Consider the following 12,451-nt stretch of genomic DNA (forward strand, 5'->3'; position numbering starts at 1 on the left):
GAAACTGCCTTCCGGAGGACAGCCGCCCCGCAATAACCCCATGTCAACTTGTTGGGCGGGAACCGAGGGTTGGACGCGCTTGACGGCGAACAGGGGTTCCGCAGGGGCATCGTCAAGTTGGCGGCGGGCTGGGTTGTCTGAGGGTCGTGGTTCGGGTATGAGGCCGGCATGACGAGCACGACCAAGGCCCTCTACGCCAGCCACCGCTTCCCTCCGGAGCTGATCAGCTACACGGTCTGGCTGTACTTTCGCTTTCCGCTGAGCCTTCGGATGGTCGAGGAGATGCTCGCGTTCCGGGGCATCGAAGTCAGCCACGAGACCATCCGGCAGTGGGCGCTCAAGTTCGGCCAGGAGTTCGCCAACATCATCCGCCGGCGGCTGCCCCGGCCCGGCGACAAGTGGCACATGGATGAAGTCGTTCTCAAGATTGGCGGCAAGAAGCATTATCTCTGGCGCGCCGTCGACCAGCACGGCGTCGTGCTCGATGTCCTGGTCCAGAGCCGGCGCGACAGGAAGGCGGCGAAGCGGCTGCCGCGCAAGCTGTTGAAGCGGCAGTGTCGGGCTCCTCGCGTCATGATCACGGATAAGCTGGGATCATACGGCGCGGCGAAGAAGGAGATCATGCCGGGTGTCGAGCACCGCCAGCACAAAGGGCTGAACAACCGGGCGGAAAACTCTCACCAGCCAACGAGGCGACGAGAACGGCGGATGAAGCGGCTCAAGTCGCCCCGGCACGCTCAGCGCTTCCTGTCCGCCCACGACCAGATCAACAACCTCTTCCTCCTGCCCCGCCACTTCATGCCTGCAACCGATTATCGCGCCGAGCGCAACTGCGCCTTTCAGGCGTGGCGCGACGTCTGCGGCGTCACGCAAGCCGCATAGCCAGCAGCACCCTTGGTCGCCGTCAAACTCGCTCAACTCTCGGCTTCTGCCCAACAACTTGACGATGCCCCCACAGCTGCTGCTGCGGTTGCGGCGAGGAGGTCGTCACCCCGCTGACTCCGACAGACTGGAAGATGACCTACGATGGCGAGGCGGTGTCGCTACATCCGTCCGTCGGCAGCTGGACGCTTCCTTGCCGGTCGCATTACGTGATCAGGCAGGGCAAGGTCGTTGAGGCCGGTTCCTGGACCGAAGCGCAGATCGCCGCCAAGCGCCGGCAAGATTCTGCCGCCAAGGCTCGCTTCTATGGCGGAGCGGAGCCCGCACCGCCAGCGCTTCCGCCGAGCGAGTCGACGGTCGCCGCCTCCAGCAAGGACGGGCGCGTCAGGCGCGCGTGGCGATGGTTGTGGGGCGGCGGGCGGTGAGCGTGTTTGGCATGTTGGGCAACCTTGGTGCAAAAATGGTCGCGGGGGCTGTCGTGGAGGAGGCCTGACGAGTATAGAGGCCGCCCGATGACCCAAGGCGCCTATTCTGGATTGCGGCTTTTCCGGTCGGCGTGCCGCTCAACCGAGGAACGGATAAAGCTGTCCTCCGGCCACTGATCGGACGGGTTGCGGTCGAGAGTGAACTGGTGGGTGGCAATGAGAGCGTCAGCCTCGGCAAGCGCCTTCCCGAGCGCTGCGACCCGTTCCGCCAGCGTCAACCATCGGCCATCCGGCCCGCACATGGGGGCAAGCGCGCGGTCAAGGGCATCTTCCAGGGCCTGATAGGCAGTATCGTCCAGCTTGCCGCCCGGCAGAAGCTTCGCGCAGTCGGCGGATAGGGGTGGTGCGGCCATGCTCGGCTCCTATTCTGGATACGTGGCGAACGCCGGGACGATGTAGTCGGCCCAGATGCGCGCTCCGTCCAAGCCACTGAGCGTACCGATCCCCTCAAGCTGATCGTCACTCGCACAGATCCCGGTGGGCAAATAGCGCAGCCGTACGGATCCGATTTCCAACTTGCGACCTGGGAACTTCTCTGACACCGCTACCAAATCAGGGCGCAACATCCGATGCAGGTTGGAGTCAAGTTGTCCGGTCTTACGGAAATACGCCTCGCGGACCTCACTGGCAATAATGTCCTCGACGGTCATGGCTGCCAGTTGCGTGTCGCTGGCCGCGAGCCAGTCCGGCATTGCCGCGGCAAAGGGGGCATCCCAACCTTGGCTTTTGATGGTTGCATCAACGACCGCGAAGGGCGGGGCGACCACCCAGACGTGACCGAGCTGACCAGCTCCGGGATCGAGACGATCCACCACCCACAAGTAGCGCTTTCCCAGCGCACGCCGCGCGGTGAGTTCGGCGTTGAAGCCACCAGCTGCGATGTAATTCCAGACGCCGAGCCGATCGAGGCTGCGCGACAATAGCAGGGAGCCGTCCACGCAAGCACCGGGCCGCTCCAGGACTGCGACCTGTCTCGCGATAATCGCTGTCAAGCGTGGCACAATGGCGCTGGTGCGTGCGTCCTCCTCTGCTGTACGGGGGCGATGCTGGACATACTGCGCATAAAGCTCAATCAATTTGGGATCCGCCTGTCCGGCGTGCAGGAAAGCCGAGTCGTCGTAGAAGCCGGGCGCCGGCATTCCAATACCGAGGTGGTGTACCCGGCCTTCTATCTCAGTGAAGAGGTGTGCTTCGCGCCTAGCGCGGTTCTTGGCGGCTCCCATGGTCGATCCTCTGCTCCCTCACTGGATGCTACGGGAACGCGCCGCTGTAACGCGGTAGGTGCCGTCGATCAGGTCGCAGTCCACGTCCGTGGGTGCCGGGCGGTCAACCGGATCGATCCGACGAAGATAGCAGGTGATCGCCTGCTCACGGTTGCCGGCGTAGCCGTGGACTGGGCCGGTGCCGTCATAGTCCTGCACCGGGCATAGCGTATCCTGGGGTATGGGCATGTCATCGCTCCCTTCTTAGATCCCGTTCATTCGGGCAAATGCATTCCTGAAGGCGTAGTCGTAGACCTTCGCCTCTTCGTCACTCAGGTCGCGCTCCGGGAGAGTGGCATAGATGTTGCCGCCAGTCGCTTCGGCGTCCGATATCCCAATCTCATGCAGTTCCTCTATGCGCTCATCGGTAAGCATATCGACGCTTGAACGTTGGAGTACCAACATGCAGCCAGATGAAATAATAGCGGCCGACCAACGGTTGCTTCATGATGAAGCCATGAAGCACTTGGATGCGCTCCAGGACATCATCGACCAGCTCAAAGCGTTGGGGCCGCATGAGCTCGACGGGAGCAATGCCTTATTCAACACGAGGGAGCGCCTCGCCAATCTAGGGAGACGTTGATTGCTTGGTCTCATCGACCACCGGGCTTGTTACCCGTTGGGAATCTGGTAAGGATATCAGGGCAGCGACAATCGCCTTGGAGGCCCGACATGACCGGCCGCACCTTGTACGACACCGACTTCGCGGCGTGGACCGAACAGCAGGCGGACCTGCTCCGCTCCGGTCAGCTCGACGCTGTCGACATCGATCACATCGCCGAGGAGATCGAGAGCTTGGGACGCAGCGAACTGCGGGCGATGGAGAGCGCCCTGATGCGCATCGTGGAGCACTTGCTCAAGCTTGCCCACTCGCCAGCGTCCGATCCTCGCGACGGCTGGAGGGAGTCGGTGACGGTCCAGCGCCTCGAATATGAGGCACTCGCCGACGACAATCCCGGCCTCGTCGGTCGGGTGCGGCTGCCAACGGTCTACGACCGTGCCCGGCGCCTCGCTGGTGTGAGCCTGGAGCGGCACGATGGGCTCCCGATGTCGATCCTGCCGGCCACTTGCCCCTGGACCTTGGCCGAGATCACCGACACCGCGTTCTGGCCAAGATAGATGCCATGACCGCCCTTATACCGCGCCAGCGCACCGCCGCCGAGATCGAAGAGGACGACTGCTCCAGCCCGCCGGCGCCGACCGACCTGCTGCTACCCGAGCACCTGATCGACCGGCTGTCGGACTTCTTCGGCCGGGCCGAGCGGGCGATGGCACCCAAGACGATTTCCGCGCTCCGGAGCGACGGGCGCCTGTTCGCCGCCTGGTGCGCCGAGCGGAGCCTTGCTTGGCTACCCGCACAGCCGACCACAGTTGCCGCCTACGTCGACGCGATCGGCGCGTCCCGCAAGCCCGCCACCGTCCGTCGCTATCTCGCCAGCATCGCCGCCTGTCACGCCGCCGGTGACTTGCCCAACCCTTGTCGATCGCTCACCGTCAGGATGGCCGCCCGCGCCCACGCCCGCACCAAAACCATGCGCCAGCGGCAGGCCAAGCCGGTCGGCGAAGCGGAGATTGACCAGATCCTCGTTGCCGTCGAGATCGGCGCCGAAACGCCTCACCAGGAGCTGATCGGCCTGCGCGACAGCGCCCTGCTGCTGGTGGCCCGCGATACCTTATGCCGAGCGAGCGAAGTGGTGTCGCTGCTGTGGGAGGATCTGGAGAACGGCGAGGACGGCGAGGGCTCCATCCTGGTGCGCCGGTCCAAGACGGACCAGGAGGGCGAGGGTGCCGCGAGGTTCCTGGCGGCCGACACCATGCGGGCGCTTGCAGCGTGGCGGACCGCCATCGGCCGCGCCATCGACCCCGCGACCAACGATGTCGTCTCTCCCTCCCCCTTCGTCTTCCGGCACCTGTCGCGGCGCGGCTACGGTCCGGCTCTCAGCACCACCTCCTACACCGCGATTGTCAAGGCCCGTAGCGCCAGCATTGGCCTGTCCGGTGCCAGCGGCCACTCGACGCGCGTCGGTGCCGCGCAAGACTTGGTGGCTGCCGGCGAGGACCTCCCGGCCGTGATGCAGGCTGGCGGATGGAAGTCGCCCGCGATGGTAGCCCGCTACACCGAGCGCCTTCAGACCGGCCGCGGCGCTGTGGCGCGGGTCCGACGCCGGCGAGACCGATCGACCGTGCCGCCTGCCTGACATCAAGCGTTCTTGTTTAGTTCTGGATTTTCATTCGGTTCCACGACACCCTGCCGTCATGGGCGCGGCTAACATCCACACGATCGGCGACTTGATGCGACAGGGGGCGCTGCTTCATGTCACATGCCGGTCATGCGGGCACGACGCGCGCTTCGAAGCCCGTGATTTCGTCGCGTTCGTCGGTGCCGGCAGGAGCTTGGACAGACTACCGCTGGTGTGCAGCGACTGCGGGTCCAAGGATGTAACAGCCACTGCCGATCGCGACACGTTGCTCGAACAGCGGCACCGGCCGGCTCGACCAACGCCGGTGTGACAAGCGGGTTGATGCCAGACCGATTGGCCCTTCACGGTGTTGCCGCCCTCGATGGCACCCCCGCGTCGTCCACGCCCACGACGCTGACCGCTGGAGGGCCGGATCGCCCCGTCTTTGGAACGACGATCCGCGCGGAGTTGAGGCCCAGCGCCTCGCCGTCCAAGGTCCATGCGTATCTTGCGACTGATCCATCCGCGTCCGTGCAGGACGCTATGTAGATCCAGCCACCCGACCCCTGATCCATCCGGAGCCGGCAGACCGGCGGGCTATTGTGGAGCACCTCGATGCTCTGCTCGGCCTCGATGGGAACTCCATGCCGTGACGTCCCAGTGAGACGCACTTGATGAGTACCCGCCGCCAGCACGGTCCGCCCTGCCCCGCCGGCTAGTTCGACCGGCTGCCCATCAACGGCCAAGGCGAGCTGGCCCAGCCGGTCGTCCGGATGTCCCCCGGTGATACGTGGCCGAAAGGTCACCGCCAGCGGCTCCCGCCAGAACCGGTTGCCCGGGGTGCTCTCGACGCTGACAGCCCAAGCTGGCGGCGCCGGCAGATCGACCGTCTGGTTCAGCACCGTCTCGTTTCCGCGGCTGTCCCGCACGGTCGCGGTGACCGTGTAGGAGCCCGGGTTCCCGATCTCGACCTCCCGGACATTGGCGGCCTCCTTGACAACTGTCACGCCGTCTGGAATTGCCCATTCGATGGTCCCGCTTTCCAGGCGGCTCCAAGGGATCGAGCTGTCCACCCGGAGCGTAGCCGCGGTCGGGGCATACTCGGCCCGCCCCGTGTAGCGCAGGTCGAAGTTCGGCCACGCATAGTCCCAGAGCCTGACCCGGAACGACGCGGTGGCGGCCGTGTCCTCGTACCCCTTGATCCAGCCGGCGAACGACAGGTGCGCCGTGGTGGTGGCGCCGTCGGCTTCGGACGGCGTCCAGACCACTTCGTTGCCGCTCACCACCGTGCCGCCGGGCAGGGTCCACTCGCCGCCCGTCTCGATCTCCATCCGGGCATAGGGAGGCTCGATCTCCGCCGCGAACGGCGCCGAGGCCTTGCCAACCTCCGTTCGGGCCGGCCCCGCCAGCCGGAGCTTGGGCGGCCGGACCGGCTGGAACTGCATCCGCTCCTTCAGGAGGGTCCAGCTCTCCGGCAGATCGGCCGGTGCGTCGGCCAAGCGCATGCGCGCCCACACCGGCACCTTGACCACGTCCGTTCGGGTCAACGCCAACTCGGAGGCGCCATCCTCCCAGGTCTGGCCTTCGTCCGTGCTCCACTGCACCGCGACGCCGACCGGCGACGTTCCCCCTGGAGCGACGATCCGGAACCGCGCCGATCCGCCCACGAAGGCGTTGAGCGGTCCGGCGAGCTGGCCGGCAGCCTTATCGAAGGAGGACAGGGTCAGTGCGGGCGTCGTCGCCACCTCTCCCGAGTGGCGGTTGGAGATCCGGGCACGGACCTGGTGAGCGCCGCGAGGCAGCACCCCCGTCCATTCCAATGGGCTGAGTTTCTGGGGCGGAACCTCATCCCGCCAGGACGCACCGCCATCGGCCGATATCTGCCAAGTCACCTCCGAGATCGCCGACCGGTCCCGCGGGTTGGCGAGCTGGGCCGCGACCTGGGCGCGGAAGGGCGCGACCCCGCCGGCGCGGCGGGCCAACAGAGTCGCTTCGATCGGCGCCCCCCGCAGGACCTGGACGTAGATCGGCCGCGGCGCCACCTCGATCCGCTCCAGGCCCGGCGCCGGCGCGATCAGGCGGGCCTGGACGGTGACCCGGAAGGAATCCTGCCCGACAGCGGCCGGCGCCGAGATCTCTGCCCGGCCGGCGGCATCGACCGCAGTCCAGTCCGAAAGCGGTTCGACAACGGACGCGCTGACGAGACGTGCCAGCCGGACCTCCCACTGTCCCTGTTCGGCTGCCGAATAGACAGCCTCGCGCCGGTAGACGTCTATCATCGAGGCCGTCGCCTGAAGCTGCTCGGTGTCGAGCACCGACGTCTTGGCGAGGGTCAGTTCCGGCTTGATACCGGCCGGCGCTGTGGTCAGGACGGCGAGGCCCGCCTCGGTCGCGATATCTGGCAGGTCGGAATAGGCCGCCCGGACGGTATACGCGCTGCGCGTCCAGAGCGGACTTGCCGGAGCGACAACGGCCCGGCGCATCGAGCGGGTGTCCGATCCGGCGGCGGCGCGGTACTGGTCCGTGCTGACCAGCTCGCCGTCCTTCCGGATCTCGACCGTGACCGCGGCGTTGACGGCGGTCACCATCGCGGTGACGACCTCCCCGCCCTGCGGATAGGTCCAGAAGAGATCGCCCCCCTCGGCCACATCGATCCGATGGCCGGCCGAGGCCTGCGACAGCGCGATCGTCGGGGCAACCGGATCCAGGACGGACACGGGAAAGACTTGGTCCGCGACGGTCACCCGCGTGCCCGAGGGCGCCCACAGGCTCGCCGAGACGCGAATCTCCTGCGGTCCTGCCTGGACAGGGGCGCCGACCAGCGTCGGCTCGCTACGCCAACCGTGCTGGCCCAATCCCTCCGGCAGCACCTCCCAGCTGATCAAACACCGCCGGGTGGCAATCAACGCCGCCGCCCGTGCCTCGGTTTCGTCGAGGGTCAGTTCGCAGGTGAGCCCCGCTGTCCGCCGCAGCACCGCCTCCACCGGCACGATCCGGCGGGTCATGGTGGCGACATCCCGGGTGAACCCAAGTTCCATCGCGCCGACCGCCGACACGACGTCGAGTCGATGCTCTCCCATCCCGACGGTCAGCTTCCGGCCGCGACTATAGATCGAGGCGGTCCAGGCGAGACTGTGGCTGCCGATGACGTCAGCGGTGCCGATCAGGGCGACGGCCGATGGCGATGCCACAGACAGGCCAGTCGGCAGCTGACCCCACTCGACCAGGCAGAGCGGGGTCACCGTGGGATCGGCGGCCTGAGCCGCGGCCAAGTTCGACGTGACCTCGCAGGCAGATCCGGTGCCGGCCGCCGCGTCCAGCCGGACCGGGTCGATACCCTGCCGCACCGAGGATGGTCCGGACAGTTCGATCGTGGGGCTCCAATCGGTGACGTCGATGGTCGCCGATTCTTCCGCGACCAAGACAGCGGTCCCCGCCGGCGTCATCGCCGAGATGCGCCACGCCACCGGATAGCTTCCGGCATCGTCGATGATACCGGTCAGCCATGGGTCCGTCCGGTTCGGACTCTGCGCGAACTGGGGCGGCAATGTCATCCATTCGACATGGCACCCTAGACCGCCGGTCGCCGTCACCGATGTCGCCGCTTCGGCGGAGGTTCGCAGCGTGCAGGTCGGCCCCGTCACCCTTGACAGGCCCGCCCTGATCACATCGACGATTCGCCGGATGGTCGCAGGCTTGTCCAGCGCGAAGCTCATGACCCCGGAGGCCGGCGTGACGTCCAGTTCCCGGCTGCCGCTCTCGAGTTGGACCTTGGTGCCGTCACCGTCGAAGATGGACACGGTGAAGCTGATTTGCCGCGTGCCGGTCGCCACGGCCTTGCCGCGCAGCCCCGTGCCTAGCGGACGGACCTCGTCGGGTACGGACGACCACTCGATCAGGCATTTCGGTGCGAAGATCGGGTCGGCCGCCTGGGCGTCCGCCGGGTCGGCGGTAAGGCCGCAGTGCTGCGTGGCCGCATCGATCAAGACGTCGTCGATCGCCTGCCGGACCGACCAGCTCGCGGCCGTCGGATCGGCGTCCGGCCGCCACACGTTGATGTCGGCTACCACCAGCGGCGCTCCCGGGGCGCTCGCGGTGAGCAGCAGGTGAGCGGCGCCCGAACCGGCCGCAGCCGGGGCGACCGGCAGGGAGAGCCGACCGCCGGATGCACCGAATTCGACTGGGCCGACCTCGACCGCCTGATCGCCTGGGTTCACGATAACGCCGTTGACCATCAGCCCGATGGTGGAGTCCGACCGGAGCGTTGCCGTGACCCCATAGGACCCGGACAGCGGAACGTCGTTGACCATGAGCGGATCGGTGATAATCGCTGGCCAACCCGATCGGGATGTGAATGACCTAGTAACGCCGGGTATGAACGTTGCGGACGATCCGCCTGCAAGCCCGATGGTTGCCGGCGAAAAAGTGAAAGCGACTGTTTGCGTCGCCACGTTCCCATGAGCGTCGGATGCGGTCACGACCAACCGATAGTCGCCGTTGCGGGCCGAAGGGAAGATGATCGGCTCCAGCACCGAATAAGTGCCATCCGCGTTTTTCTTCGTGGTCAGGCTGATGTTTTCGGCGCTGGGGCCACCGGTCAGGACCACGCTCGCGAGTTTCGGTACGGCGTCCAGGTTATCGGTCAGGGAAATCGCGACGCTATTCAGCGTAGGGACGTGCTGGCTGGCAAGGTTTGCCCCGTTGTGGCGCACGGTAATGGTTGGAGTTGTTTTGTCTACGACCACTTGGCCGATCAACTTGCTCGCGACATTCCGATAATTGTCTTGCACGACCGCCGTGGCGGTATAGGTCCCTTCCGCTACACCACTGTAATCTCCCGAAAACCTTCCCCCGCCCGGAATGCGCGTCAAGGACGACATCGCCACTGTCGTCGTCGCTCCGTCACCACGCACGAACACGAGCGAGCCGGACGCCAACCCGACGGTACCCCAGTTTTCTCCCCAATGGCGCTCGTTGACAGATACATCGGCCACTTTGCGTCCTTGCTCGATGTCAACTGACGTAATCTCCGGCGGTTCGAGATCCCATAACTGAAAGACATTCATGCCTGTCGCTACGTAGTCAGCGTCATTCGCCTGCCTGACGGTGACATAGGACACTGTCGCTCCGACAAGTGAATCCATCACTGTTTCGGAAAAGGGGCCGTCGCACTCCGTCTGTGCCGCAGGGATCGTGCATAGTACCGTCACCGGCATCGACCGACTCCATGTCCAGACCGTCACGTCCTGCGGATACGGTCTCGCGGCGACTTTTCCCTTTACGCGCACGACCCAGCCCGACGGATCCAAGGCGTTGAGCAGTCGGCCATCAACGACAGCACCAGTGTTTGCCGGATACCATCCGTTGCTGGTCTGCACGTCTATGCCGAGAAGTTCCGGCGCCTGCGGGACATTCGCTGCCAGTGACAATTGGTAATACATCTGGGACGTCCAGTTGCCGGGGGCTTGGTGGAATCCCCCTAACTGCCCAAATTGGCCCGCGACTTCGCTGAATATTCCCGTTGCCGTGATATAGACATAGTTCGCGTCATCATAGGACCGCGTCATGTTCGGCTGCAGATCAATCAGCCTCCAGGGGTTGGCTTGGTCAAAACTGGCCTTTGGCACCCGGTAAACGAGCGCGAGCCTGTAGTCCGGCACCACCATCCCAGCGGTATAGGCTCGGAAGTGCAGGAATGGAGACCCGGTGAGAAAGTTGCCAGCATAGGAGGCATCATAGACGCCCACCAATTCGGGTGTTGGCCCGATTCCGCTATACCATGTTACTTCCTGTGACTTCGACGCGGCATTGCCCGCGCCGTCGGTCACCCTAAAGACCACATTGTAGATGGCATCGCCGGACGGGAAGAGACGGCCGTCAACGGCCGAACCATCGCTATTGCTCAGCCGGGCACTCCCGGACAGCGCGTCGTATTTGGCGGTTGCGGTCGCCTTTAGCACCCCATCGGCGGAGAGGAGCACCTGTGCATCGACCCGCGCAATACCGCTCGCGTCGGTAATCCCCGCAAGGTCGATTCCGCCGCTTCCATTCTCGTTCATGAGCCATTCCGATCGCGGCGCGCATCCGGCAGTGGGATGAAGCGAGCTATCAAAGGACATGCATCCAAGTACCGGCGGCGTCACGTCCACCGTGAAGGGCCGGGCGTCCACCGTCTCCACGCTCCCGCTGGCGGTGATGACCATCCCCGCCAGGGTATAACTGCCCTCCGTCGGCTTGTCCAAGGTGAGGCGAGTGCCATAGTAACTCTGCCCGCCCACCGAGATCCGGTCGCCGCTGCTCAGCAAACCACTTTCCGACCACGACACGACCATTCCGTCGGCCTGCCGCAGTTCCACCCGAACTTTTCGGTCTGGTGCCCCACTCAGCGCCACGGTGAGATCTCCGGTCGGGTTCCCGTAGTTATCCGACGGGCTCTGAACCTTCGGCTGACCGGTGGTGTCCGTGTAGGCGATCTGGAGGATGTCGGCTTGCGCCGCCGTCGCACCAAGAACCACTGCGGCACCCACGGAGAACCCGCGTACCAGCGATCCAATTCCCATGTCGGTCCCCAGCAACAAGAAGCTGAAACGCGAACGGCGCCACCGCGAGCGTGGCGCCGTCAGCCGTCGAGGTCGAAGTCGGGCCAGGTCCGCGCTGTCAGACCAGCGGAGCGACGCCCACGACCAGCTGCATGGCTTCGGCACTGGCCTGCGCCACGGGCAGGGTCGCGCTGACGACGGACTCCACGACGTCCGGCGCGTAGTTCAGGCCGACGCCGCCGCCCATGCCGGTCGCGAAACCGCCAAGGGACTGCTTCGCGACGCCAGCGCCCACGCCATAGAGGACCAGCCCGAGGGCGATGGACTTTCCCAGGTAGCCGCTGGTCCAATCTTTGATGGTCGTGTACACGTCGTCGAAAGCGGACCCACCGGTGCCCGCGAAAGCATCCGTCGGCGCCAGGGCCAGGACCACGGCCAGCCCCAAGAGGCCGAGCGCTACGACATGCTTCTTCTTCATCACTCTTCTCCCGGCCGCGTTGCGGCACTGCTGGTCACCGTTCCACGGCGGGGTGCCGCGTTCGGCCGGGATCATAGGTGCGGCGTGAAACCAATTGCGCGGGACCTAAACAGGTGATCTTTTCCGTTTGGTGGCCCTACTTATCGGGACATGACAATAACCACCTGTTGTCTCGACAGGGACTCGGTGCTCGCGATGGTGGGGAAGACGGTCAGGCGCGGCGCCGTTGCCAGACAGCCGACCATTGCCGGTTCGAAGCTTGGCTGGCGTCTGCAAGCGACCTGTTCGCTGGTCGTCACCGTGGGGCGGACTGCCGATCCCCCATTATCTTGGTCAGAAGCTGTGAAACGACAGATTCAGGTCGCTCATACGACAGGTGTAGGTCGGCGAGACCACAGGGTATGGTCGACATAACCTCAGCCTTCGACCTGCCAGGGGGCAGCGACATGCCTTTTCAAGGAGAAAATGCTTGAGGTTTCGCCGACCAATCCCGGGAGTGCTTGAGGTTTCGCCGACTACAGCGCCGTGTGCCAAATCTGAGGGACCAAGTTAGAGCGCCTAACAAAACCATCTTTCGACGCCAACGGAGTTCCACTGGCCGTGACCCTGTCGGCCGCCAACGTCC

At 65.3% G+C, this 12,451-nt stretch carries 9 protein-coding genes and 1 pseudogene; 5 read left to right on the top strand and 5 right to left on the bottom strand.

All coding sequences use genetic code 11. The features are described 5' to 3' along the window. Window positions 1-168 precede the first annotated feature (168 nt). Both N825_RS34815 and N825_RS40050 read left to right on the top strand, forming a co-directional pair. Window positions 169-882 (top strand): IS6 family transposase, encoded by a 714-nt coding sequence (locus N825_RS34815; protein WP_037461909.1) that lies wholly within the window; start codon window positions 169-171, stop codon window positions 880-882. Window positions 883-965: 83 nt separating this feature from the next. Further along, window positions 966-1,307, top strand: a pseudogene (locus N825_RS40050) (ubiquitination-like system serine protease family protein); the annotation flags it as partial. Between the two features lie 101 nt (window positions 1,308-1,408). Here the strand turns inward: N825_RS40050 and N825_RS34825 are convergent. Genes N825_RS34825 through N825_RS34835 form a run of 3 tightly spaced genes read right to left on the bottom strand, consistent with a single transcriptional unit; the run spans window position 1,409 to window position 2,818 of the window. Continuing rightward, on the bottom strand, window positions 1,409-1,720 hold the full coding sequence (locus N825_RS34825) for a hypothetical protein (protein WP_037461912.1): 312 nt from the start codon (window positions 1,718-1,720) through the stop codon (window positions 1,409-1,411). A 9-nt stretch (window positions 1,721-1,729) separates the two neighbouring features. Beyond that, complete coding sequence (locus N825_RS34830) at window positions 1,730-2,590, bottom strand: hypothetical protein (protein ID WP_037461915.1); 861 nt, start codon at window positions 2,588-2,590, stop codon at window positions 1,730-1,732. An 18-nt stretch (window positions 2,591-2,608) separates the two neighbouring features. Beyond that, window positions 2,609-2,818, bottom strand: a complete 210-nt coding sequence (locus N825_RS34835; RefSeq protein WP_037461919.1) for a hypothetical protein — start codon at window positions 2,816-2,818, stop codon at window positions 2,609-2,611. A gap of 214 nt (window positions 2,819-3,032) precedes the next feature. Here N825_RS34835 and N825_RS34845 point away from each other — a divergent pair, with 214 nt between their 5' ends. The 3 genes from N825_RS34845 (at window position 3,033) to N825_RS34855 (ending at window position 4,827) form a co-directional block, all read left to right on the top strand. Further along, window positions 3,033-3,212, top strand: a complete 180-nt coding sequence (locus N825_RS34845; protein ID WP_037461924.1) for a hypothetical protein — start codon at window positions 3,033-3,035, stop codon at window positions 3,210-3,212. Between the two features lie 89 nt (window positions 3,213-3,301). Continuing rightward, window positions 3,302-3,748: a DUF29 domain-containing protein gene (locus N825_RS34850; protein WP_037461927.1), complete on the top strand. Its 447-nt coding sequence runs from the start codon at window positions 3,302-3,304 to the stop codon at window positions 3,746-3,748. A gap of 5 nt (window positions 3,749-3,753) precedes the next feature. Beyond that, a complete protein-coding gene (locus N825_RS34855) occupies window positions 3,754-4,827 on the top strand; it encodes a tyrosine-type recombinase/integrase (RefSeq protein WP_037461930.1) in 1,074 nt (357 codons plus the stop codon). A gap of 344 nt (window positions 4,828-5,171) precedes the next feature. On the opposite strand, the gene N825_RS38450 is transcribed toward N825_RS34855, so the two are convergent. After that, window positions 5,172-11,369 carry an Ig-like domain-containing protein gene (locus N825_RS38450; RefSeq protein WP_157619764.1) on the bottom strand — a complete coding sequence of 2,066 codons (6,198 nt, stop codon included), beginning with the start codon at window positions 11,367-11,369 and terminating at the stop codon, window positions 5,172-5,174. A 97-nt stretch (window positions 11,370-11,466) separates the two neighbouring features. Beyond that, window positions 11,467-11,826, bottom strand: coding sequence for a TraA family conjugative transfer protein (traA, locus tag N825_RS34870; RefSeq protein WP_037461943.1), 360 nt, complete (start codon window positions 11,824-11,826; stop codon window positions 11,467-11,469). Window positions 11,827-12,451: the final 625 nt, after the last annotated feature.

The sequence above is a fragment of the Skermanella stibiiresistens SB22 genome (genome assembly GCF_000576635.1).
Classification (GTDB): Bacteria; Pseudomonadota; Alphaproteobacteria; order Azospirillales; family Azospirillaceae; genus Skermanella; species Skermanella stibiiresistens.

Coding starts and splice junctions, on each gene's coding strand:
- N825_RS34815 (WP_037461909.1), top strand. CDS start 169: ATGACGAGCACGACCAAGGCCCTCTACGCCAGCCACCGCTTCCCTCCG.
- N825_RS34825 (WP_037461912.1), bottom strand. CDS start 1,720: ATGGCCGCACCACCCCTATCCGCCGACTGCGCGAAGCTTCTGCCGGGC.
- N825_RS34830 (WP_037461915.1), bottom strand. CDS start 2,590: ATGGGAGCCGCCAAGAACCGCGCTAGGCGCGAAGCACACCTCTTCACT.
- N825_RS34835 (WP_037461919.1), bottom strand. CDS start 2,818: ATGCCCATACCCCAGGATACGCTATGCCCGGTGCAGGACTATGACGGC.
- N825_RS34845 (WP_037461924.1), top strand. CDS start 3,033: ATGCAGCCAGATGAAATAATAGCGGCCGACCAACGGTTGCTTCATGAT.
- N825_RS34850 (WP_037461927.1), top strand. CDS start 3,302: ATGACCGGCCGCACCTTGTACGACACCGACTTCGCGGCGTGGACCGAA.
- N825_RS34855 (WP_037461930.1), top strand. CDS start 3,754: ATGACCGCCCTTATACCGCGCCAGCGCACCGCCGCCGAGATCGAAGAG.
- N825_RS38450 (WP_157619764.1), bottom strand. CDS start 11,369: ATGGGAATTGGATCGCTGGTACGCGGGTTCTCCGTGGGTGCCGCAGTG.
- traA (WP_037461943.1), bottom strand. CDS start 11,826: ATGAAGAAGAAGCATGTCGTAGCGCTCGGCCTCTTGGGGCTGGCCGTG.